This is a genomic window from Sorangium sp. So ce176 (genome assembly GCF_051519835.1).
GTDB lineage: Bacteria > Myxococcota_A > Polyangia > Polyangiales > Polyangiaceae > Sorangium > Sorangium cellulosum_G.
This window is the reverse complement of the sequence record NZ_CP150371.1, coordinates 4867249-4889937: the sequence shown is the minus strand read 5'-3', so window position 1 is coordinate 4889937 and position 22689 is coordinate 4867249. Positions and strand designations below refer to the sequence as shown.

16 protein-coding genes are annotated in these 22689 nt (G+C 73.8%); 9 read left to right on the top strand and 7 right to left on the bottom strand.

The window, feature by feature from the left end:
- Positions 1-187: 187 nt before the first annotated feature.
- Together WMF42_RS18175 and WMF42_RS18170 are read left to right on the top strand one after the other, a co-directional pair.
- Positions 188-1363 (top strand): hypothetical protein, encoded by a 1176-nt coding sequence (locus WMF42_RS18175; RefSeq protein WP_437693344.1) that lies wholly within the window; start codon positions 188-190, stop codon positions 1361-1363.
- A 53-nt stretch (positions 1364-1416) separates the two neighbouring features.
- Positions 1417-1665, top strand: coding sequence for a hypothetical protein (locus tag WMF42_RS18170; RefSeq protein ID WP_233562263.1), 249 nt, complete (start codon positions 1417-1419; stop codon positions 1663-1665).
- A 17-nt stretch (positions 1666-1682) separates the two neighbouring features.
- On the opposite strand, the gene WMF42_RS18165 is transcribed toward WMF42_RS18170, so the two are convergent.
- The 5 genes from WMF42_RS18165 to WMF42_RS18145 all read right to left on the bottom strand — a co-directional run bounded on the left by WMF42_RS18165 (position 1683) and on the right by WMF42_RS18145 (position 11191).
- Complete coding sequence (locus tag WMF42_RS18165) at positions 1683-3404, bottom strand: hypothetical protein (RefSeq protein WP_437693343.1); 1722 nt, start codon at positions 3402-3404, stop codon at positions 1683-1685.
- Positions 3405-3590: 186 nt separating this feature from the next.
- Complete coding sequence (locus tag WMF42_RS18160; RefSeq protein ID WP_437693342.1) at positions 3591-7643, bottom strand: hypothetical protein; 4053 nt, start codon at positions 7641-7643, stop codon at positions 3591-3593.
- A gap of 197 nt (positions 7644-7840) precedes the next feature.
- Entirely contained in the window at positions 7841-8809 is a 969-nt protein-coding gene (locus WMF42_RS18155; protein ID WP_437693341.1) for a hypothetical protein, read from the bottom strand.
- Between the two features lie 174 nt (positions 8810-8983).
- Positions 8984-10534, bottom strand: coding sequence for a methyltransferase domain-containing protein (locus tag WMF42_RS18150; protein WP_437693340.1), 1551 nt, complete (start codon positions 10532-10534; stop codon positions 8984-8986).
- A gap of 6 nt (positions 10535-10540) precedes the next feature.
- Positions 10541-11191: a transaldolase family protein gene (locus WMF42_RS18145; protein WP_061611229.1), complete on the bottom strand. Its 651-nt coding sequence runs from the start codon at positions 11189-11191 to the stop codon at positions 10541-10543.
- Positions 11192-11453: 262 nt separating this feature from the next.
- Between WMF42_RS18145 and WMF42_RS18140 the strand changes: the two genes are divergently transcribed.
- Entirely contained in the window at positions 11454-12962 is a 1509-nt protein-coding gene (locus WMF42_RS18140; protein WP_437693339.1) for an ATP-binding protein, read from the top strand.
- Between the two features lie 52 nt (positions 12963-13014).
- On the opposite strand, the gene WMF42_RS18135 is transcribed toward WMF42_RS18140, so the two are convergent.
- Positions 13015-14535 (bottom strand): sigma-54-dependent transcriptional regulator, encoded by a 1521-nt coding sequence (locus tag WMF42_RS18135; RefSeq protein ID WP_061611232.1) that lies wholly within the window; start codon positions 14533-14535, stop codon positions 13015-13017.
- 119 nt (positions 14536-14654) lie between these two features.
- Here WMF42_RS18135 and WMF42_RS18130 point away from each other — a divergent pair, with 119 nt between their 5' ends.
- The 3 genes from WMF42_RS18130 to greA all read left to right on the top strand — a co-directional run bounded on the left by WMF42_RS18130 (position 14655) and on the right by greA (position 16390).
- Positions 14655-15506, top strand: a complete 852-nt coding sequence (locus WMF42_RS18130) for an outer membrane protein assembly factor BamD (protein ID WP_061611227.1) — start codon at positions 14655-14657, stop codon at positions 15504-15506.
- On the top strand, positions 15503-15817 hold the full coding sequence (locus tag WMF42_RS18125; RefSeq protein ID WP_437693338.1) for a hypothetical protein: 315 nt from the start codon (positions 15503-15505) through the stop codon (positions 15815-15817). The genes WMF42_RS18130 and WMF42_RS18125 overlap by 4 nt, the downstream gene beginning before the upstream one ends.
- A 93-nt stretch (positions 15818-15910) precedes the next feature.
- On the top strand, positions 15911-16390 hold the full coding sequence (gene greA, locus WMF42_RS18120) for a transcription elongation factor GreA (protein WP_061611225.1): 480 nt from the start codon (positions 15911-15913) through the stop codon (positions 16388-16390).
- A 55-nt stretch (positions 16391-16445) separates the two neighbouring features.
- Here greA and WMF42_RS18115 read toward each other — a convergent pair whose 3' ends face one another.
- Positions 16446-16697, bottom strand: a complete 252-nt coding sequence (locus WMF42_RS18115) for a hypothetical protein (protein WP_437693337.1) — start codon at positions 16695-16697, stop codon at positions 16446-16448.
- On the opposite strand from WMF42_RS18115, the gene WMF42_RS18110 reads away from it, so the two are divergent.
- The 3 genes from WMF42_RS18110 to WMF42_RS18100 are packed head-to-tail and all read left to right on the top strand — an operon-like array spanning position 16696 to position 22538.
- Positions 16696-19959, top strand: coding sequence for a sulfatase-like hydrolase/transferase (locus WMF42_RS18110; protein WP_437693336.1), 3264 nt, complete (start codon positions 16696-16698; stop codon positions 19957-19959). The genes WMF42_RS18115 and WMF42_RS18110 overlap by 2 nt on opposite strands.
- Before the next feature lie 31 nt (positions 19960-19990).
- Positions 19991-21286: a tetratricopeptide repeat protein gene (locus WMF42_RS18105; RefSeq protein ID WP_437693335.1), complete on the top strand. Its 1296-nt coding sequence runs from the start codon at positions 19991-19993 to the stop codon at positions 21284-21286.
- Positions 21273-22538, top strand: coding sequence for an outer membrane protein assembly factor BamB family protein (locus WMF42_RS18100; protein ID WP_437693334.1), 1266 nt, complete (start codon positions 21273-21275; stop codon positions 22536-22538). The genes WMF42_RS18105 and WMF42_RS18100 overlap by 14 nt, the downstream gene beginning before the upstream one ends.
- The last annotated feature ends 151 nt before the right edge of the window (positions 22539-22689 follow it).

Sequence of the window (22689 nt, the reverse complement as noted above, 5' to 3'; positions counted from 1 at the left end):
GAGGCGAAGGAACGCGCGGGCGGCGCTGCTTTGGCCCCGGGCGCCGGCCGGGCCGCTCGGAACACTAGCCAAAGCGGCGGCGTTCAGTTAATCCGACCAGCCCGCGCCGATGACGCCCGAACACTCTCCGCACGCCGTGCTCGATGAGCTTGCCGGTCACCCTCGTGGCGATGACCTCGCGCGGGTCGTGCATACAGCGGCCTTCGCCGCCGCGGACGAGCGGCGTACGACCCTGGAGGGCGGCCTCGCGGAGCTCGTCGACCGGGCGGGTCTGTCGGCCGCCGACGCGGACACCCGGTTCGGGAACGTGATCCGGGCGCTCGAGCGCGGCACCACCGAGGGCGCGGGGAGCGCGACCCGGGTGCTCCTCGCCACGCTCCTCGCGCGCGGGGTCGCGCTCTCGCCGCCCGAGGGGCCAGAGGCCGAGGGGCGCGTCGCCGAGGCGCTGGTGTGGCTGGCCACGTACACGTCCGTCGACGCGCTGACAGCGCTGGACGCGGCGCTCGGCGAGCGCGCCGCGGGGCTCTGGCGCGCCGTCGCCGCGCTGGTGCGGCGCGCCGACAAGGGCGCGCTGCCGCAGCTCGGGCGCGCGGGCGCGATCATCGCCGCCGCGGCGCTGCGCGGGAGCGCCTCGCCGGCCGCGCGCGCCGAGGCCGCGGCGCTGGTCGACGAGGTGCGCGACCCCATCGTGCGCTCGCTGCTGCGCGACGCGCTGTCGCCCGGCCGGCGGCCGAGCCGCGCGCCGGGCGCCGACGGCGCGGACGAGGCCTGGCCGGCCGGCGCGCCGGAGCTCGAGGGCGGGGCCCCGGCGCGGCTCGCGGGCGAGCTCTCGCCGCCGCCGCGCGGGCCGGTGGCGCTCGTGCTGCTCGCGGCGACAGGGATCCTGCTGGTCATGCACGCGGGCCGGCTCGCCGGGCGGTTCCTCCTGCGGTACCGCCGGCCCGCCGCGATCGAGGTCGGGCCGCGGGGCGTGACCGTCCGGAGCCGGACCGAGCTGCTCGGCCGGGCGCTGCGGGAGAAGGAGACGTACATCCCGGTCGAGGCGCTGCTCCGGGCGACGCGCGAGGTGCGCTACCCGCGGCTCGGCCTCTACGTGGGGCTCGTCGCGCTCGGGCTGGGGACGTACCTCGGCATGTCGCTGCTCGTCGACGGCGCGCGGGCGGGCTCCCCGGAGCTGCTCGGCATGGGCGCGCTCGTCTTCGCCTTCGGCGCGGCGCTCGACTTCGGGCTGTCGCACCTGGAGACGGCGACCCGCGGCCGCTGCCGCGTGGTGCTCGTCCCGCGGAAAGGCCCGGCCGTCGCGCTCGCGGGCGTCGAGCGCGCGGCCGCGGACCTCGCGCTGGGCAGGCTGCCGCGCGCCTGAAACTTGGTCGGAGCGCGCCGCCTCCGCTAGCCGAGGGGGGCGAGGTGATGGCGATGCGCTCGAAGACCGAGGCGATGGCGGGGCTCAGGCGGATGCTGCACGACATGCTGATCGCGCGGGAGGGCGGGGAGAGCGCTCCCCGCCTGGCGCGCGCGCAGGGGACCGTGGACGGCGCGATGCGCGCGCTGCTCGACAGCGGGCAGGCGAGCCTTCAGGAGCTCCTCGAGCTCGTGGCCGCCGAGCGCGCGCGCGTCAGGGGCCCGGCGACCGCGGAGATCGGCGCGGCCTCCCTGAGCACCTGATCGCGCCGCCGCGCGGCTCACTGCTGCGGGCAGCTCTTCATCGCGCCGAAGTCCCAGCACGCGCCGCTCACGCCGGGCGCGCCGTTGCTTGCGGTGGGGTCGCCCACGCTGCCGAGGCCGACGAGGCCGCCGAGGCCGGCCGTGCCTTCCACGACGCTCAGCGCCGGCGCCTGGCTCGGCGTGACCGCGTAGGCGATGCCCACCGCGTGGCCGCCTCGACCGCCGCCGCCGGGGCCGCCGTCGCCGCCCACCCCGCCCATGCCGCCGGGGCAGCCCGGCTTGGAGCCCACCTTGCCAGAGGCCATACCGCCGGCGGCGCCCATGCCCCCGTTGCCACCTGGCTTGCCGTCGCCGCCCATGCCCCCGATGCCCGCATTGCCCACGGTGACGGTCACGTCGATCAGCACCAGCCTGGTCCCGAGGCTGAGGATCCCGATGCTCGACCCGCCGGCCTTGCCGCCGGTCCCTGCTTTCCCGCCGCAGCCGCCGGCCCCGCCGCCGCCGCCGCTGGCGCCCACGCCCTCGACGGTGTTGGGGCCGGCTGGGCAGAAGAGCCCTGCCTTCGTGCCGCCGCCGCCGCCGCCGCCCTGACCTCGCGTCCCGCTCGCGCCGGGCTTGCCCTCGCCGCCGATGGGGCCCGCCAGCGTCAGCCCTGTCTCGGTGCCGCCTTCGCCGGGGGAGCCCGGGGTGCCGTCCGCGCCGTCCTCGCCGCGCGCGCAGTTGGCCTGCGCGGTCGCCTGTCCAGCGCCGCCGAGGCCGGTCCCGCCGGGGTTCTCTGCCGGAAGCGGCGTGCCGTCCTGGCCATTCTGCCCGTTGCCTTCATCCACGTCGAGGTTGCCGCCGAGGCCGCCGACGCCGCCGCTCGACACAGCGCCGTCCTCGCACTCCGTGGTGCCCGGCTCGCCGCCGAAGACCGCCGCCGGGCCGACGCATGCGTTCGAGACGCTCGCCGGAGCGCTCGCCCCGTCCTGCGCGCCTTCCGGCGTCTCGCCCACCGCGCCGCCCATCGCGTTGCCCGCGACCACGGCGACGCTGGAGAGCTCCGCGTCGATGTCGTCGGCCGCCACGCCGATCGACGACCCGCCCGCCACCGTCGCGTCGGCCGCGACGATCTTGAAGCTCCGCAGCTTCGCGCCGCTCGCGCCCTTCGTCAGCGTGAGCGCCGCCTTGTTCGCGTCGCCCGCGATCGTGCTCGGCGCCTCCGCGCTCCACGTCCAGTCCGCGTTGCAGTCGAAGCCGCCGATCACCTCGGCCGCCACGCCGACCGTCACGCTGCCCTCGAACGCTCCGATCGAGCACGCCAGCACCCGCTTGCCGTTCGCGTTCTCGATCGCGTCGGCGAGCGACGCGTACGGCCTCGCCATCGTCCCGTCGCCTCCGGCCGCCGCGCCCGCGCGCGCGAACACAGCGCACTGGTCCCGCACCGCGCTCGGATCCTGGGTCGGATCCACGTCGCAGGTGGGGTCGGGCGGATTGTCGTTGCCTCCGGTCCCGTCGGCGGGGCAGTACCTGGCGTCGTCCTCGCACCGCTCGGAGTAAGACAGCGGCCAGCATCCGGCGAGGTGCAGCGCCGCGACGGCCGACGCGGCGGGGACCACGCACGAGGTGAAGAGGATGCCGATCTTCCGTCGCTGCGGGGCGCGCCGCGCCTGCGCGCCGCCCTCGTTCAGCGCCCCGCTGGAGCCGGGAGGGGATGCGTTGCCCGCCGCCTTGCTGCTCGTTCGTCCCGTCGATTTCATGGTCCCAAGCCTTTCCTGTGACGCTTCGCTCCACCTGCAGACCGCTGCAGAAACCGCGCGCGCCCGGCGCGCCGCCCGAGCATAGTCAGCCGATCGATCGCCCGATCAAGGGCGATCCGCAGGCCGTACGGTTCGGGCGGGGCTCCGCGCGCGGCGTCCCGCGCCGCAGGCGCGCCTGTCCGGCGCTCAGGGGGCGACGAGCGCCACGTCGCCCTTGGTGGTCTGCCCGCCGACGCGCCACCAGTTCGCGATGAGCAGCCGCCCGTTCACCTCGACGATCCGCGAGAAGGCGCCCGCGAACCCCTGCTGCTCGATCGCCTGCACGAACCAGCTGTGGCCGTCGCCGCTCTTCGTCCCGATCGCGAGCCGCAGCGTGCCGCTCGTCGCGTCCTGGTAGCTGATGCGCACCTCTCCGGACGGCGTCACGAACACGTTCGCGTCGTCGCCGACGAGGTGCTGCCCGTCCGCGAAGGGGACCCCCTCGATCCCGAGCCCATCGTCCGCCACCTCGGCCGCCTCGACGTCGGTGCCGCCCTTGACCCGCGCGTACCGCAGCCCCTCCGAGCGGCCATCGGCGTACGCGAGGTGCCAGTCCCCCGCGCGGTCGATGAACAGCGAGGTCCCCATGCCCACGTCGCCCGTGTCGGTCGCCCCGTCCGGCGTGGCCCCGTCCACGATCTGGGTCCGCCATTCCCCCATCTCCCTCGACGCGATCACCACGTTGCCGTGGATGCGATCGTAGAACGCGAGCCCGATCCCGCCCGCGGCGTCGGGCGCCATGGCGATGTAGTCACCGATCGCCTCGGGGTACGTGTCCGTCCGGCTCCCGTCGGAGACCACGGCGCACACAGGCGAGCCTCCCTCGTCGATGCACGCCTGCCCCGAGGCGCACGCCGGCTCGCAGTCGCCGCCCGCGAGGGGCTTCTCGCAGCGCCCGGTGGTCCGGATGCACTTCATCCCCCCGCCGCAGAGGAACTCGCGGCACGGCGTCGCCTCGTCCGTCGCGACGTCCTCGAACCGCCACGCGCCCTCCTGCGGCGTGGCGCTCTCTCCGGTCGCGAGCCGCACGCTCGACGTGACAGCGCCGTCCTCGCCCGGCTCCATGGCCAGGTAGGCGATGACGGGCAGCCCCTTCACGAAGAGGAGCTTCGCGTAGCGACCGATGTCGCTGTTCGACGCCTGCTGCACCGAGCTCGTGACCCACGCGTCGCCCTGCTTCTGCGCGAACTTGAGCCCGCGGTTCGTGCGGTCGTAGTACGCGACGGCCGGCTCGCCGTCCGGGCCGACCGCGATGGAGGTCCAGAGGCCGACGTCCTCGCCGGGGTCGACCTGGCCCCCGCGGAACCCGTTCACGTCGAACCGGGTCGGGTCGACCTCGGGCTCCGTGGGCACCCCGTCGATCGCCTCCCACGCGACCGCCTCGCCGTCCCACGTACCGACGACGAGGTCGCCCCACTGGAAGGCGTTGTGCCAGTCGGCCTCCGCGTAGCCCGCGACCCAGACCGTGCGCTTGTCGGGCGCCACAGCGACCGACGTGTAGGCCCCGATCAGGCCGTGCTGCAGCGTCATGCAGTCGGGCGCGACGCACTCCTGCTGCTGCACGGCCGGCTCGTCGCTGCACGAGCAGCCGGCGTGCGAGCCGAGGAGCGCTGTCACGGCGACGCCGGCCAGCGCGCCCCGCGCGGCATGCGCGTACCGCGCGCGTCGTCCGGCGACGCGCGCGGTCGGCGCGCGCGGGGCGCCGCCGCGCCGCGCGCGCCGCGCGATCGCGGCGGCGGCCGCGAGGCCGAGCCAGAGGCCGCCTGGCGGCCCCTCGCTGGGGCCGCCGGCCGCGACGCAGCCGCAGCCCGCCGGATCGATGGGCATGCGGCCGCGGAGGATCGGTTGCTGCGCCGTGCCGACGTTGCCCTCCTCGTCCACGGCCTCGACCTCGATGTCGACGGCGTCGCCGACGTCGACCGTCCGCATCTCCGCCGCCGTCGCCCACGGCGACCACGCCCCGCCGTCGAGCCGCACGCGCACCTTGGCGCGGTCCGCGTCTGAGACCATGTCGCGCACCTCGAGCGGCACGTGGCCGTCCACCGCCGCGCCCACCGAGATGACAGGCGGCTCGACGTCGACCACCATCTCCACGGTCGCCGGCGTGGGATCGAGCGACAGCGGGTCGCCCGCGATCCGGGACCGCACCGAGATCACGTGGCGCCCCGGGAGCCGCAGCCAGTCGTCGCGCAGATCGACGATGCGCTCGCGCGTGAACGGGCGCCACACGCCGCTGTCGACCCGGTACGAGTACTCGACGACCCGGGTGCCGTCGTCGAGCGGCGAGCTCATCACGAGCCGGGCCGTGGGCCCGTTGTCGCGGGTCATCGTCGGCAGGCGGAGCCCCTCGGCCCGCACCTCCTTGCGGCTCAGCTCGGCGCCGGTCTCGCTCTTCATGGCGCGCTGCTGCGCCGGCATGCCGAACGCCGCGAAGATGCCGAGGTAGTTGTCCTGTCCCTTCGTGAGCTTCCGCAGGCCGGGGGAGCCGGCGCCGTCGGTCGACTCGGGCACGACAAGCGAGAGCCCGAGCCCCGAGAGCGGGCCGTTGAGGTCGATCGCCGGAAGGCCGCCGCCGATGAGCTGGCCGACCTGGCTGCTGAGGAGCCCGCCCAGCGCGTCCGCGATCGACTCCGGATTCTCCCGGAGGAGCCCGCTGTTGGTCACCTTGCCGTTTGTGACCGTCAGCGCCTCGATCACCGGCGTGAGCCCCTCGGGGGTGACCGTCAGGCCCATGGGAACGTCGATGTCGAACGTCGCCGTCATGAACCGGATGAACCGATCGAGCGACCACATGTAGAAATCGAAGCTCGCCTGCTCGAGCTGGATGCGGATCAGCGGGTCATCGCTGGCGCTCGTGCCATTCCCGAACGTCACCCGGGGCGGCGCCTGCGGACGGATGACGAGCGCGACCTGCTGCGACTCGCGCTGCAGCGCCAGGTCCTTTGCCGATGACGCCAGGAGCCCCAGCGTGCCGGAGTTGAGGAGAGGCACCGTCTCCGTGGAGATCCCGAGACAGAGGAACCCACTGTTGTAGAGACCGTTCAAGGCATAATTCGCGAAGCGCTCGGAGATGGCGAGACCGATGTGCGGGCCGGGGAGATCGGCGGGCCAGCCGGACACGGTGTTGGCGACGAGCTCATCCGGAATCGGGATCCCCGCGGGCAGCGGTATGTCCGACAGCGACACACACTTCGAGATCGGCAGCGGCTCGGCGCCGCCGTAGAGGCCGAGGGTGAGGCCGTTGCCCACGGGGTTGAGGTCGCCCCAGGTGAGATCCGAGCCGTCGTCTCGCTCGCTCGTGCCGCCGCCGGCGAGCAGGAGATCGAACCCGCCCTGCGTGCCCGGGGAGACCCCGGCGAGCAGCCGGCCGAGGTCGAGGTGGCCCTCGACGCCGAGGAGGATCGAGGCGCACTCGTCGGTCGCCTGCGTGCCGTAGCGGCAGACGCCGCCGATGTCGTTCGTGCCGTCGGGGCAGGCCGGGTCCAGCGTCGGATCCGCCTTCAGACAGAGCTGCTGATCGAGCTGGGCCTTCAGCGTGTCGGACATCGATCCCATGAAGCTCGTGATGATCGGCTTTACGAAATCCAGGGCATCGCCGACCCACGTGCCGCCGCAGTCGAGGTGCAGGTCCGACTCGAGCTGATCCTGGTCGATCGAGAGCCGGACGACCTTGACGCGCGAGTAGCCTTGGCGCGAGTGCTGCGGGTTGACGTCGATCTCGACCGAGAGCTCGACCTCGACATCGATGTTCGTGAAGGTCTGCTCGTCGGGCGGGCACGCGCCGTTGCCGTTGAGGGTGACGTACTGGGTGCTCTCGCCGAGGATGCCGCCGTCGAGGAAGATGGGCAGGCTCTGCATTCGTACGGGCAGGGCCCCCCCGATGACCAGGTTGTGCGGCGCCCTGGGCTGGATCTGCAGCGCCGCGCGCCCCACGTCGATCTCGGCCGTGCAGGCCGGGGGCGTCGACGCGGGATCGGCCCCGTCGGGACAGAGCGTGTAATCGATGATGCCGCCGAGGACCGAGCCCGGGGTCCGGGGGACGGAGAACGTGATCTCGCCGCTCTCCCCGCCGCCGAGCAGCGCGCGCCCGAGGACACCCAGGTTCTGCTCGAGGAACTCGATGCCCGACTGCGTGAGCCGGGCCGCGCCGGCGTTCTCGATGCGGTCCGCGGGCTTGAAGCCGGCGGGGAGGGGGGTCATTCCGCATCCGGCGCACCCGCCGCCCGAAGCGGCGCATCCGGCGATGACAAGGAGGACAAGGATGGAGGAGAAATGCTTGATGACGCGGGGCATAAGGAACCCTCCGAAGAGCACGACCCGCAGCGCCGAGCCCGCTGGGCGCGGACGTCAGGACGCCACGACAGATCGTACGCTCCCCGGAGAGCCCCCCGCAAGCGCTACTGTGGACAGAGACCGGTGATCTTGACGGCGCTGGCGGCGTACTCACCGCCGAGCGCATAGGCGTCTGCGCAGTCGTCCGTCGCAGCCGAGTTTGTCGCGCTGCACCAGTCGCCCTTCAGCACGATCTGGTCGTTCTCGTCGCGCTTGCAGGTATTGGGCTCCCCACCGGTTCCGTATTCTCCGATATCGCCCGAGAGCACGACACAGAGGCTCTGGTTGACCTCGGGGACGATCACCCGGTCGACCTCCTCCAGCGTGATGTAGGCGGAGAGCTTGCCGCCGTTGATGAACGCGGGCGGGTCGCCGTCCTGGCCCGGGAGGCAAGCGTTGAGCGGGTCGAGCTCCTCGCTGTTGCGCCGTCCGATGCAGTTGTTGTCCGCCGACACCTTCGCGCCGGTGAGCTTCACCTGATGCAGGGGCAGGATGATCGGATCCGGGCTCGTCTCCAGGAAGATCGGGACATTGAGCGTCTCGGCCTCCCCGCTCCAGGCGCCGTCGGTCAGGGGCGCGTCGATCTCGGTCGGGGCGATCTCGAACTCGCCGGCGGTCGTGTTGGCGAAGCAGTAGCCCGCCAGCGGGTCCTCCGTGGGCAGCGCGCCGCCGGTGCGCAGCTTGCCGGTCATCGTGTCGAACTCGAGGAGCCAGGAGAAGGTCCCCGTGCCGTTCAGGTAACACAGGGGCAAATTCATCGTTAACCCCTGGGCGACGAGGCGGGCGATATAGCCGGTCGCGAGCACGTCGGGCTTCGTGATCGTGAGCTGCGCCATGCGCAGCCCGAACCTCGTCGAGCCCTGATTGTCGTGGACGGCGATGCAGTCCGACGCGACAGCCGTACAGACCGGGTGGCGCAGCGTGCAGTCACCGCTGGGCCCGCCGCCGGTGCCCCCGGGCGAGTTCGAGCTCGTCCCGCCGGGGTCATCGCCCCCGCAGCCCGCCATCGCGGCCGCGCCCATCAGCGCGGACACACCCAGTACATAAACTACCTTCAAAAACCGCATCTCTTGCCTCCTCTGGAGTTGAAAGATGCGGAGTATAGGCGACCGCACTGCGATGACCACGCAGGGGCGGCGACGGCGCACCGCGTCGCCATCGCTCCATCGCCGTGACGCTCCGAGGGTTCGGCGCGCGACGCGCGCGGCCTAGCGGCGCTCGTAGCGGTCGCCGAGGCGGTGGCCCACGGGGAGCGCGCGCAGGAGGCGAATCATGGTCCACACCGTGCCGGCCAGCTTGCGCAGCTTCGAGGTGCCCACGCGCTCGTTGTAGTCGATGGGCATCTCCACCACGCGGTAGCCGCATTTGGCTGGAAAGAGCAGCGTGTCGATGGGCAGCGCGTCGCCCTCGCCGTCGAAATCGAAAGCGCGAATCACCGAGCAGCGGTAAGCGCGCATGCCGCTGTGGACGTCCGAAGTGGGGATGCCATGCATCGCGTGCGCCATGGCCGCAAAGGTGCGGTTGGCGAGGTAGTTCGGGACCGGCATGGCCGCGGGCCGCGTGCGGGTGCGCGCGCAGTTCACCACGTCGGCGCCCTCCTCCTCGACGAGCCGCCGGAGCACCGGGATGTTCTCGGCGGGGTAGGTGAAGTCGCAGTCGAGGTAGATGAGCAGCTCGCTCCGGGCGGCGGCGCTGTACATGAGGAGCTCCATCGCCGGGCCGTGCCCGCGCGGCGGGACCTGTCGGAGCACGCGCGCCCCGAGGCCGGCCGCGATCTCCGGGGTCCTGTCCCGCGTGGAGCTGTCGACGCAGAGGATCTCCGCGTCGGGCGCGACCCTCCTGATCTCGCCGATCATGGCGCCGACGCTCTCCTCTTCATCCATCGTGAGCATGCCGACGGTGAGCCGCATCCGGCGGGGGCGCGGCGGCTTCCTGGCGATGATCACGTGCTGGAACGCGAGGAGCCCGGGCGCGCGGTCGGCGACCACGTCCTCCAGCGGGCGGACGAGCGCCTGGTACGCCTTGTACGGCAGCGAGCTCGCGAGATCGGCGGGGTCCTCGCCGGCGCCCATGCCGCGCAGGATGAGGCCCTTGGCCGCGCGGACGAGCATCGGGTTCTGCTCGACGCGGAGCACCTCGAGCCCGGCGCGCTCGACGAGCCCGATCGCCGATGCGCGCGTGAAGAAGCGCAGGTGCGAGTCGTCCAGGATGCCGCTCGGCTCGTAGTCGAAGCGCCCGGCGAGCAGGCCGAGGCGCACCGGCCAGGCCGCGACGTTGGGGAGCGAGACGATGACGTGGCCGTCCTCCTCGAGGTGCGGCAGAAAGCGGCAGAGCACGGCGAGCGGGTCGGCCGTGTGCTCGAGGACGTCGGCGAACAGGAGCAGGTCGAAGCGCCGATCGCCGAGCGCCTCGCGCACGGCGGCGTCGCTCGTGATGTCCGCGGCGAGGACCTCGTCGAGCACCGCCCCGGCGCGCGCCCGCGACCCGGAGGCGATCTCGATCCCTGTCACCCGCGCGCCCGTGCGCTTGACGGCGGCGCCGTTGAGCCCGATCCCGCACCCTACGTCGAGCACCGTCCGCGGCCTGCCGGCGGTCGCGACGAGGGCCCGGTTCACCTCCTCGACCGCGTACTTGCGGGAGGCGGCGCCCTCGGGCGCGGCGGGGCGCGGCGCGCTGGGGGCCGGGTCTTCCTCGCCCTCGGGAGGGCGCGGCCCTCGAAATTCGCCTTCGTTTCGCGCGTGGCCGGGCTCGGCGTTCACGCGCGGCTACTTAGCACGCTTCTCCCAGGCGGCGTTGAATTCGCGGATCGTCTCCTCGGTCTTCGGGTTGTGCAGCATCTTCCGCAGGATGGCGGGCGGCACGGTCACGATGTGCGCGCCGGCGTCGAGCGCCTCGTTCACGTCCATCAGGTGGCGGATCGAGCCGACGATGATCTCGGCGCGCAGCCGCTCGCGCTCGAGCCGCGCGCGCGTTCGCTCGATGACGGGGGTCGCGGCATAGCCCATGTCGCGGATGCGCCCGTTGAAGATCGAGACGTAGGCGCCGCCGGCGAGCGCCGCGAGGTACGCCTGGTTGAAGCTCATCACGCACGTGACGTTGGTGAGCACGCCGCGCGCCGCGAGGGCGTGCGTCACCTTGAGGCCGACCTCGCTGAACGGCACCTTGATGCAGATCCGCTCGGGCGCCCACGCGTGGTAGGCGCGCGCCTCCTCGAGCATCGCCGCCTCGGTCTCGCTCGTGAGCTCGACCGACACCGGGCCGGCCGACGCCGAGAGCACCTCGCGGATGCGCCGCTCGAGATCGACGCAGCCGGCGTCACGCGAGAGGATGAGGGGGTTCGTTGTCACGCCGGAGAGCACGCCCCAGGAGAACATCTCGCGGATCTCGGCCGGGTCGGAGCTGTCGAGGAAGAGCATGGATCGCGCTCCTGGGGGCTCGCCCGAGCCCCGGCGGCGAGGGTCTAGGCCAGTTCGTCGAGACGGAGAAGGACAAAACCGCCCACGCTGCGCGGCGGCCCCGGCCGTTCGATCCGCGGTGTTTGCGCCGCCGCCGGTGTGAACGGCGTTGCAGGCGAGGGGAGTCCGCGCTTCAGTTCTGGTTGTCGGGGTTCTCCCTCCGACTGAACGGCCTTGCACGGACGGCGCGTCGATGAGCAGCGGACGAACGTCGAGAGACCCGGTGGAGCACAGCCCCTTGCTCGCGGCCGGCGCGCCGGCGGGGCTCTACGTCGCCTCGCTCGACGGTCGCCTCGTCGACTGCAACGAGGCGCTCGCCCGGCTGCTCGGCTACGGCTCGCGCGAGGAGGCGCTCGCGGCGGCCGACCTCGTCCTCGGCGGGTGCGTGGCGGGCGCGAAGCCGACGTCGGCCGGCGCGATCGAGAGCTGCCTCATGCGCCGCGACGGCTCGGCGGTCCGCGTGATGCGGACCGAGGCGCTCACCGAGGCGGGCGGGGAGCGGCTCGTGGTCGGGGCCATCGTCGATCTGTCGACATCGCGCAGCAGCGAGGACCGCCGGCGCGAGCTCTCGGAGGAGCTCCGCCAGGCGCAGAAGATGGAGGCGGTGGGGCGGCTCGCAGGAGGAATCGCTCATGATTACAATAACTTACTCGCCATCATCCTGAACTACACGAGCCTCGTGATGGAGGAGCTCGACGAGCAGAGCCCGGTCCAGAAGGACCTCGCCGAGATCAAGCGCGCCGCGCAGCGGGCGGCGTCGCTGACGCGGCAGCTCCTCACGGTGAGCCGGCGGGGGCTCGCCCAGCCGGTCGTGCTCGACCTGCGAGACGTGGTGCGGGCGATGGACGGCGCGCTCCGCGCCGCGGTTGGCGGCGCTGTCGAGCTCGCGATCGCGCTCGGCCCCTCGGGCTGCCGGGTGCTGGCGGACGCGGGGCAGATCGAGCAGGTGGTGATGAACCTCGCGCTCAACGCGCGCGACGCGATGGAGGAGGGCGGCAAGCTGTCGATCGAGGCGCGCGCGGTGCGCGTCGGCGCCGCGGGGAGCCTGCACGACGCGCACCCGGCGCTCCCGCCCGGCAGGTACGCGCGCCTCGTCGTGCGCGACACCGGCAGCGGGATGAGCGACGACGTGAGGACGCGCGCCTTCGAGCCGTTCTTCACGACGAAGCCGCGGGGGAAGGGGACGGGCCTCGGGCTCGCCACCGTCTACGGGATCGTCAAGCAGTGGCGCGGCCACATCGAGCTCGCGTCGCAGCCCGGGCAGGGCACGCGCGTCGAGATCTACCTGCCGCTCGCGGCGGCGCGGCCGGTGGCCTCGCGGCGCGGGCGCGAGGCCCGGGCGGCGCCGGGCCGGGGCGAGGGCGGGACGGTGCTCGTCACCGACGACGAGGTCGCGGTGGTCACGCTCGCGAGCCGGATCCTCGCGCAGGGCGGCTACACGACGCTGACGGCGCGCGGGCCGCGCGAGGCGATGCGCGTCTGCGAGGCGCAGCGCGGGCGCATCGACCTCCTGCTGACCGACGTGCTGATGCCCGAGATGTCGGGCTGCGAGCTCGCCGATCGCCTCGCGAAGCTCAGGCCGGACATGAGGGTGCTCTTCATGTCCGGCTACACGGGCGACGCGCTCGACGGCCCGCGCGCCGCCCGGCCGGACGCCCCGCTGCTGGCGAAGCCGTTCACGGCCGAGTCGCTCCTCCGCGCCGTCCGCAAGGCGCTCGAGGGCGCCGCGTAGGCCGAGCGCCGGCCTCCCGGGCGGGGCCGTGCGCACAGCCACCCGCGCGGCGCTACGGCGCCTCGCCGCGCTGGATGCCGTACGCGCGGATCTTCTTGTGCAGGTTCGTGCGCTCGACGCCGAGCACCACGGCCGCGCGCGAGATGTTCCAGTCGAGGCTGGCCAGCACCTCGACGATGTACCGGCGCTCGGCGCGATCGCGGAACTCGCGCAGCGTGAGGCGGGGGCGCTCCGGCTCGTGGCGGGCCGCGCCCGCCGGCGGATCGGCCGCGCCGTGCGGCGGCGGCGCGATCGATCCCTCCCCGGCGGCCCCCTGCGCGTCGTCCTCGAACGGGTTCTCGTGCGGATCCTCCGGGAGATCGGCGATGGTGACGACGTCGCTCGAGAGGATCGCCGCCCGCTCGATCACGTTCTTCAGCTCGCGGACGTTGCCCGGCCAGCTCCGGCGCTCGAGCGCGGCGTACACCACCGGGTCGATCGCCTTCGGCTTGAGGCCGTTCTCGTTGCAGAACGCCGCCATGAACGCGTCGGCGAGCGCGCGCAGGTCTTCCATGCGATCGCGCAGCGCGGGGCTCTTGATCGGGAACACAGCGAGGCGGAAGAAGAGGTCCTCGCGGAAGCGGAGCGAGGCGACCTCGCGCGACAGGTCCTTGTTCGTCGCGGCGAGCACGCGGACGTCGACGTGCCGGCTGTGCTCGCTGCCCACGCGGCAGATCTCGCCCGACTGAAGCGCGCGCAGCACCTTGGCCTGCGCGGCGAGATCCATGTCGCCGATCTCGTCGAGGAACAGCGTGCCCCCGTGGGCCTGCTCGAAGAAGCCCCGCTTCGGCCCGCTCGCCCCGGTGAACGCCCCGCGCTCGTGTCCGAAGAGCTCGCTCTCGATGAGCTCGCGCGGGATCGCGGCGCAGTTCACCCGGACGAACGGTCCCCGCGCTCGCGGCGACAGCCGGTGGATCGCGCGGCTGATGAGCTCCTTGCCCGTGCCGCTCTCGCCCGTGATGAGCACGCTCGCCTTCGTCGGCGCGACGCGATCGATCTCCTTGAACAGCCGCTGCATCGCGGGGCTCTGGCCGATCATCTCGTAGCGCGACTGCACCTGCGCCTTCAGGTCCTCGACCTCGCGCGCGAGCCGCGAGTTCTGCAGCGCGTTCTTGACCCCCACGAGGACGCGCTCGCGGTTGAGCGGCTTCTCGAAGAAGTCGCTGGCGCCGAGCTTGATCGCCTTCACGGCGTCGTTGACGGTCGCGTGGCCGCTGATGACGATCACCGGGAGCTCGCGGGTGGCGTCGTCCTGGCGGACGCGCTGGAGCAGATCGAGGCCGTTCATGCCGGGCAGGAGCAGGTCGACCAGGGCGAGGTCGACGGGGCTGTCGCCGTGCGCGAGCAGCTCCAGCGCCGCCTCGGCGCTCGGGGCCTCGGCGACGTGGTACCCCTCGCCCCGCAGGACGAGCGCGAGGGTGCGGCGGATGTTGCGCTCGTCGTCGACCACGAGGACCGTGGGCGCGGCGGCGCCGCCCGGGTGCAGCGTCGGGGCCGGGGCCGCTGGAGGAGACGCCGGAGAGGAGGCGGGCATGGCGTCGACCATACCGCAGCTCCGCCGCGCGCCACGACGCAGGAGCAAAGACGCCCACGGCCGGCTCCGCGGCGGAAGCCCTGGCGCGCCGGCGCCGGATTGGGTACGAGGCGTGCTCGATGAGACCCTCCGCCGCTGTCCTCGCCCTCGCCGGGTGCCTCGCCACCCTGGGCGGGCTCGTGGGCTGCGACCTCGAACTGAACGACGGCCGCACCGCCACCCTCACGTACACCGAGGACGCGCGCGGCGCGTACAACGAGGCGATGGCCGCGTTCCAGGCCAAGGACTGGGAGGACGCGCGCGCCCTCTTCACCGAGCTGAAGCGGCGCTTCGCCTACAGCCGCTACGCGCGGCTCGCCGATCTCCGCATCGCCGACCTCGAGTTCGAGCAGGGGAAGTACCCCGAGGCGATCTCGGCGTACCGCGCGTTCATCCAGGAGCACCGGACGGATCGGAACGTCGAGTACGCGAAGTACAGGATGGCGAAGGCGCTCTTCCTGGACATCGACGACACGGTGTTCCTGCCGCCGGCCGAGGAGCGCGATCAGGCGACCACGATCGAGGCGCACAGGGAGATCCGGACGTTCCTCCGGCAGTTTCCGCGCAGCCGCTACCGCGAGGACGCGGCCTACATGCTCGAGGTCGTGACGGGGCGGCTCGTGCGCCACGAGCTCTACGTGGCGCGCTACTACCTCAAGGAGGACGCCTTCGACGCGGCCCTCGCGCGGATCGACTACGCGCTGAAGACCTTCCCGGGCTCCGGGCTCGACCCGGAGGCGCTCGTGCTCAAGGGCGAGACGCTCCTCAAGATGAAGAAGCGCGACGAGGCGCGCGCGGTGTTCGAGTCGGTCATCCGGGACTGGGGCGGGCCGTTCGCCGTGGCCGCGCGTCGGTTCCTCGACGAGATGGGCGCCGGCCGCGCGCCCGCCAAGGCGGCGTCGGCCCCCGCGCGCTCGAGGCCGCGGCTGTGACGGAGGCCACCGGCCGGCCGTCCTCCGGCGCTCGTTACGTGCTGGAGCGGACCGACCCCGGGGGCGCGCCGGGCGAGCTCGTCTACCGCGGCCTCGTGCGGCTCCCGGACGCGGACGTCCCGGTCGAGGTGCGCATCGCCGAGGCGACCGGCGCGGCCACGGCGACGGTGGACGCCGCCGCCGTGCCGCCCGGCGGGCCGCGCCCCGAGGACCTCTGCCGGACCGCGGCGGCCCTCGTCCGGAGCGCGACGAAATCCGCGGACGCCCACGCGCAGCGGCTGCCGCGGAAGATCGTGCGCTGGCGGGGGTAGGGAAGCCCGGCGGCCGGCGCCTGCCGCGTTCCGCGTCCGCGCGGCCTGGCACCGTCGTCTCCCGGCCGGGAGCCATGCTAGAAGCGTCCCACCATGTCCTCCGAGAAAGTACCGATGACGCCCGAGGGGCAAGTGCGGCTCCGTGAAGAGATGCGACGGCTGAAAGAGGTCGACCTCCCGCAGGTCGTCAAGGACATCGGAACAGCCCGCGAGCACGGAGACCTCTCCGAGAACGCCGAGTACCACGCCGCCAAGGAGCGGCAGGGTATGATCGTGGCGCGCATCAGCTACCTCGAGCAGACGCTCTCGCGCGCCGAGGTGATCGATCCGTCGAAGCTGAGCGGCAGCAAGGTCCAGTTCGGCGCCAAGGTGAAGCTCGCGAACGTGGACACGGACGAGGAGCAGAGCTTCCAGATCGTCGGGCCCGAGGAGGCCGATCTCAAGGTCGGTCGCATCTCCGTCGCCTCCCCGCTCGCGCGCGCGCTGCTGGGTCACGAGGTCGGCGAGGAGGTCCGCGTGATGATGCCGGCCGGGCCGCGCACCTACGAGATCCTCGAAGTCACCTTCGCATGACCGATCGCAACGGGGGCGCTCCGGCGCGCCCGCGGGGCCATGGGGGCGCCGGCCGTCACCCGGGGGGGCCCGTGCCCTCCGGGCGAGGCGCCCTGAGCAGCCGGCCTGACGCGACGGCCGCCGCGGAGGCGCTCGCGGGCACCTCGGTCCAGGGCGCGCCGGGCCACCGCGCTCCGGCGGCGCCGCGCCCGCAGGCCGGGCCGTCGCGGCCGTCCACGCCGGCGCCGGCGCCGAGCCGGGCCACGTTCCCGAGCGGGAACTCCGAGGCCCCGCCGCGGAAGCTGGAGACCGAGATCGGGTGGCGCATGGCGGACGCCTACCTCGCGCTCGCGGCGCTCGCGCTCGCCGAGCTCGTGGTCGTCGGCGCCCTGCGGTGGCGAGAGCTCGTCGGGCCCTACGAGCTCGGCCGCGCCGCGCGCGATCTCCTGCCGCTCGCGCTCGCCGCCGCTGCGCCGTGCGCCGCCCTCCTCGGCGCCGTGCTCGAGATCGTCATGCGCGCCGAGCGCACGGGGTTCCGCGCCGTGGCCGCGTTGCTCGCCGGGGCCTTCGGCGGCGCGGTGGGCTTCGGCGTCTCGGCCGGCCGCATGTTCGAGGGGGGCCGGCGGGCGCCCTTCGTCGCGGCGCTGGCGCTCGTCGCGGCCGGCGCGACCTTCGCGGCGGCGCCGCGCGTCGCCCGCGCCCTGAAGCGAGCGCGCGTCGTCGCCTCCGGCCGGTGGCTCCTCCTCGCGGCGATCTGCGCGGTCGTCCTGCTCGAGGTCGCGAACGCGCGCGTCCTGCCGCGGCTCTATGCCGCGTTCCACCTCGGGCTCGCGGCGCTCACGCTCGCGGCGGCGACCTTCGCGACCCCGGCGCTGCCCGTGCGCGCGGCGCGCGACGGCGGCGAACGTGAGCAACGCGAGCAACGCGAGCAACGCGAGCAACGCGAGCAACGCGAGCGGCGCTCGCCCAGGCTGGTGCGCGCGGCGCTCTCCCTCGTCCTGTTCGCGTTCGGCGCGGCGCTCGCGCCCGGCGCGGCGGACCGGCTCGCGTTCGCGGACAACATCCGGCTGATCTACGCGACCCACGGCCCGCTGCTCGGCCACGTTGTCGAGCTCGCCGCCGTGCTCTCGCCGCCCGAGCCGCTCGACGCCGCGCCGCTCGACGAGCGCGCGAGCGGGCACGCGATCGACCTGCGCGGGCGCGACATCGTGCTGATCAGCGTCGACGCCCTGCGCGCCGATCACGTGGGGGCGTACGGCTACAGCCGGAAGATCACGCCGAACCTCGACCGACTCGCGGCCGAGGGCGTGCGCTTCGACGCGGCCTACACGCCGACGCCGCACACGTCGTACGCCGTGTCGTCCCTCATGACGGGCAAGTACATCCGCCCGCTCGTGCTGCAGGGGCTCGGGGAGGACTCCGAGACGTTCGCGCAGCACCTGCGCCGCTACGGCTACAAGACGGCGGGCTTCTACCCGCCGGCGGTGTTCTTCATCGACGGCGAGCGCTTCGGCGCCCTGCGCGACCGGGCGCTCGATTTCGAGTACCAGAAGATCGAGTTCGCGAGCGCGCAGCTCCGGGTGGAGCAGGTGCGGAGCTATGTCTCCGGGCTCGAGCCGGACCAGCGCGCATTCCTCTGGGTGCACCTCTTCGAGCCGCACGAGCCGTACGAGGCGCACCCGGAGCACCCGCTCGGCGATCGCGACATCGACCGCTACGACGCCGAGATCGCCGTCGCGGACGCGGGCGTGGGCGCGATCGTGGACGAGATCCGCAAGGGCCGGCCGGACGCGGTCGTGATCGTCACGGCCGACCACGGCGAGGAGTTCGGCGAGCACGGCGGGCGCTACCACGGGACCACTGTCTACGAGGAGCAGGCGCGCGTCCCGCTCATCGTGAGCGCGCCCGGCCTGCTCTCGCCGCGCGCGGTGCAGGCGCCGGTGCAGCTTGTGGATCTCCTGCCGACGGTGCTCGCGGGGCTCGGCATCCCGCGGCCGGCGCGCGTGCGCGGCGCCGATCTCGGCCCGCTGCTCGCGGGCGGCGACGAGGCGGCGGAGCAGGGCCAGGCGGCGCCGCCGGGCGCGCCGCCCTCGCTCCCGGGCTTCGCGTTCGCCGAGACCGACACGCAGACGCTGCTCGCCAAGGGCACGCTGCGGCTCGTCTGCGCGCGCAAGATCGGCGCCTGCGCGCTCTACGACGTGGCGACCGATCCGCGCCAGGCGCAGGACATCTCCGCGCTGCGCCCCGCCGAGCTCGGGGCGATGCGGTCGGAGCTGCGCGCGGTCGAGGCGTCGCACGGGCGCTACGAGGTCCGCGGCCTCCGGAAGGAGGGCAAGGGCTGGCCCGACGCGCTCCGCCGCGGCATCGCTGGCGACGCCGACGCGGTGGTCGAGGTGGCGGCGCTGCTCGACGACGCGGACGTCGCGATCCGCCGCAAGGCGGGCGAGGTGCTGTTCGATCTGCGCCGCGCCGAGGCGGCGCCGTCGCTGCGGCTCGCGCTCGTGCGCGACGAGGACGACGAGGTGCGGCGCTGGGCCGCGCTCTCGCTCACGCGGCTCGGCGAGGGCGCGCCGCTCACGCGCGATCTCGTCGTCGATCCCGATCGCAAGTGGCGCCGCCTCGCGGCGCTCGCGCTGGCGGAGGCGGGCGATCGCCGCGGCGACGACGTGCTCGTGGCGTGGCTCAGGCAGGTGGTCCGGGGCGCGGAGCAGGACGGCGGCGCCGCCGATCCGGCCGAGGCGACGCCGTTCGAGCGGGCGCGCGAGATCGTCGAGGCGCTCGCGAAGATCCGGGTGAAGGCCGCGCTGCCGCCGCTCATCGCGGCGCTCGGCGACGTGCGGCTCCGCCCGCACGCCGCGGCCGCGCTCGCCGCGATCGGCGAGGACGCCGCGCGGCCGGCGCTCGCCGAGCGGCTGAGCCAGGAGCCGTACCAGACCGCGCGCGTCGCGATCGCCGAGGCCCTGGTGAAGCTCGGCGCCGGCCCGGAGCTCCGGGCGCCGCTCCTGCGCATGCTGGGCACGCCCGATCCGCTGCCCGGGGGGCTCGGCTTCGCGCTCCGGGCCGACATCCTCGATCTGCTCGGCGGGCCGCGCGAGCGCGATCTCGGCCGGCTGCGCCGCTTCGCGAAGAGCGGGGTGGGCCTGGGCGTGGTGATCCCGAAGGCCGGCAACGGCAAGGGCGTGCGCGTCCTCTGCCGCGCGCGGAGCGACGACGGCCGCCCCGGCGAGGTGCGCTTCGGCAGCCCGAAGCGCGGCGGGCGCCCGCCGAAGCGGGACGGCGCGTCGATCGTCCCGGCCAGCGCGCCGGAGCTCGACGCGGAGCGCGCGGTCACCCTCGTCATCCCGCCGGGGAGCGAGCCGACCGAGGCGTTCGCGACGCTGCCGCCCGCGACGGGCGCCCAGCCGGGCAGCTACGCCGATTTCGTTGTCTATGCGACCCAGAACGTCGAGGTCTTCGCGTGCGCGGTCGTCCCGCTGAGCGACGAGATCCCGCCCCCGCCGCCCGCGCCTTGGTCCCCGGGCGACGCGGGCGACCCCGGCGCCCCGCCGCGCTCCGGCGATGAAGCGCCCGCGGCTCACCGGCCAGATTGACGCCGCAGGCCGCGAGACTAGAGTCCGCCGCGTGTCGGACAAGGACCGAGAGAAGGCCGAAGAGAATCTCGCGCGGGGTGACGAGGGCGCTGCCGCGCGGAGCGATGGCGACGACGACGGGGCGGCGGAGGCGGCCCCGGCGCGGCCACCTCGCGGCGCTCCGGTGAAGGAAGCCGACGACGAGCGCGGCGATGACGCTGCCCAGCGCGTCGCCGAGGCGCTCGGCGTCGCCGAGGAGGGCGAGGCGCCCGCCGCGGCGGACGCGGCGGCCGACGACGCGGTCGAGGCCCCGCCGAACCGCGCGGCCCGCCGCCGCGAGGAGGCCACCACGCGCCGTCGCAAGAAGAAGGCGACGGGCGAGGAGCTGCCCAAGGACAAGAACGCCCGCGCGAAGGAGCTGCTCGCGCGCCGCAGGGAGCAGGCCGCCGGGCGCCGCCCGGTCCAGCTCCTGCCGGGCGAGATGGTCGAGGACGCGCTCAGCCGCATGTCCACGGGCGCGGGCCGGTGGATCAAGCAGAACTTTCACATCGTCCAGTGGGGCGTGCTGGCGGCGCTCGTCGCGACCGGCGGCGTGCTGTTCTACCTCTCGCGCGCCGACAAGAAGGACGCGGTGTCGTCGGCGGCGCTCGCGAGCGCGGTGGCCGCGGACCGGGGCAGGGTGCTCGCCGAGGACTCGCGCACCGACGAGGAGAAGGAGCTCGACGTCACGAGGACCTTCAAGACCGCGGACGAGCGGTCGGACACCGCGCTCGCCGCGTACAACAAGGTCATCGACGAGCACGGCGGCTCCGGGGCGGCGATCCTGGCGAAGCTCGGTCAGGCCGGCGTCTTGCTCGACAAGAAGGACTACGCGCACGCGCTCGAGGCGTACAGCGCGGTGGTCTCGTCGTCCCTCGCCGGGGCCGATCCCGACGTGAAGGGGCGCGCCATCGAGGGCATCGGCTTCGCCAAGGAGGGCAAGGGCGACCTCGACGGCGCGCTCGCGTCCTTCAAGGAGCTCGAGGCGATCGACATGCGGGGCTACAAGGAGCTCGCGCAGTACCACCAGGCGCGGATCCACCTGGCCAAGGGCGAGAGCGACAAGGCGAAGGAGCTGCTCAAGAGCGCGCACGAGAAGCTCCAGGCGCCGTCGACCGAAGGCGTCCCGTTCCAGTTCCTCGAGGCGGTCGTCGAGGAGATGCTGCGCAAGATCGATCCGGCCGCCGCGCCGCCCCGCGCCGCGTTCGGCGGCCCGAAGGGCCAGTCGATGACGCCGGAGGAGATCGAGCAGCTCATCCGCCGGGCGCGTGAGAACGCGGAGAAGAAGGCGGGCGATGCGCAGCGCTAGCCGGGTCGCGGGCCTCGCGCTCCTGGGGCTCGCGTCGCTCGGCGGCTGCGGCAACCTGGGCGTCGCCGCGGCGCCGGACGCGCCGCTCTGGCTGCACCACCCGGGGAGCGCGCTCGGCATCACGCTGCGCCGCGACATCACCGCCGAGACGCGCAAGGTCGGCGAGGCGTACGAGCGCGGCCGCCCCGAGATCGACGTGGAGCACCGGCGCATCTTCGTCGGATCGAGCGACCACGGCCTGTACGCGGTGCGCGCCGACACGAGCGACGTCCTCTGGCGCTTCGAGACGCTCGGCCCGGTGCAGAGCGAGCCGCACTACGACGCCGCGTCGGACGCGGTCTACTTCGGCTCGAACGACGGCGCGCTCTACAAGGTGCGCGCCTCGGACGGCAAGCTGCTCTACCGCTTCATGACCAACGCCGAGGTCACGCGCCGGCCGGTGCTGCGCGACGGCGTGGTCTACGTGACGAACGCGAACGACACGCTGATCGCGCTCGACGCCGAGACGGGCGCGATGCGGTGGCACCAGCACCGGACGCCGGCGTTCGGGATGGAGATCTCCGGGTACGCCGGCCCGGCGCTCGGGCGGGACAAGGTCTACACAGCGTTCTCCGATGGGGTCGTGATGGCGTACGACCTCAAGAACGGGTCCGAGCAGTGGGCGCTCGTCGATCTGGCGGCCGAGGCCGAGCAGAGCGCGGGCGGCCAGACGCCGAAGTACCTCGACACGGACACGACGCCGGTCTTCGGCCGCATCGCCTCGGGCGACGTTGTCTTCGTGGCGGGCTACGCGGGCGGGGTCTTCGCGCTCGACGCCGAGAACGGGACCCGGGCCTGGGTGAACGAGGCGGCGGTCGGCGTGACCGAGCTCGCGCTGTGGCACCAGCCGGCGCACCAGCCGCGGAGCGGCGGCGGCCCGGTCGTGCCCGAGCGGAAGGTGCTCCTCGCGTCGTCCGGCATGACCGGCCTGTGGGCCATCGATCCCGAGGATGGCCGCACGATCTGGCGCCGGGAGCTGCCCGACGGCGGCATCTCGGCCCCGGTGCCGTTCGCCGGGGCGCTGCTGGTGACGACCACGCGCTACGGGATCTTCCTGTTCTCGCCGCTGGACGGGGCCGTGATTGACGGCATCGAGACAGGCGGCGGCATCGCGATGACGCCGGCCGCCTACGGCCGGCGCGCGTTCGTCATGACCAACGGCGGCGCGCTGCTCAGCCTGGACGTCGAGACGCCGCCGGTTCCGAAGGGCTGAACACGCGTTCCAAGTCGGGCGACGCTCCGAGGCCAGCGGGCTGAGGAGGGCGCGGGGGCGCGCCAGGAAGCCCGGGCAGAGGGCGCGTAGCGGCGTTCGCAGAGGCGAAGGGGCCGGATGGTCGTCGTGAGAGCCTGGGAGGGCGATCGCG

What these genes read in the sequence shown, in the direction of transcription:
- WMF42_RS18115 (WP_437693337.1), bottom strand. Translation starts at nt 16,697, where the DNA reads ATGCGCCACCCGATCTCGGTCTCCAGCTTCCGCGGCGGGGCCTCGGAG.
- WMF42_RS18110 (WP_437693336.1), top strand. Translation starts at nt 16,696, where the DNA reads ATGGCGGACGCCTACCTCGCGCTCGCGGCGCTCGCGCTCGCCGAGCTC.
- WMF42_RS18130 (WP_061611227.1), top strand. Translation starts at nt 14,655, where the DNA reads ATGAGACCCTCCGCCGCTGTCCTCGCCCTCGCCGGGTGCCTCGCCACC.
- WMF42_RS18100 (WP_437693334.1), top strand. Translation starts at nt 21,273, where the DNA reads ATGCGCAGCGCTAGCCGGGTCGCGGGCCTCGCGCTCCTGGGGCTCGCG.
- WMF42_RS18135 (WP_061611232.1), bottom strand. Translation starts at nt 14,535, where the DNA reads ATGCCCGCCTCCTCTCCGGCGTCTCCTCCAGCGGCCCCGGCCCCGACG.
- WMF42_RS18170 (WP_233562263.1), top strand. Translation starts at nt 1,417, where the DNA reads ATGCGCTCGAAGACCGAGGCGATGGCGGGGCTCAGGCGGATGCTGCAC.
- WMF42_RS18160 (WP_437693342.1), bottom strand. Translation starts at nt 7,643, where the DNA reads ATGACCCCCCTCCCCGCCGGCTTCAAGCCCGCGGACCGCATCGAGAAC.
- greA (WP_061611225.1), top strand. Translation starts at nt 15,911, where the DNA reads ATGTCCTCCGAGAAAGTACCGATGACGCCCGAGGGGCAAGTGCGGCTC.
- WMF42_RS18165 (WP_437693343.1), bottom strand. Translation starts at nt 3,404, where the DNA reads ATGAAATCGACGGGACGAACGAGCAGCAAGGCGGCGGGCAACGCATCC.
- WMF42_RS18145 (WP_061611229.1), bottom strand. Translation starts at nt 11,191, where the DNA reads ATGCTCTTCCTCGACAGCTCCGACCCGGCCGAGATCCGCGAGATGTTC.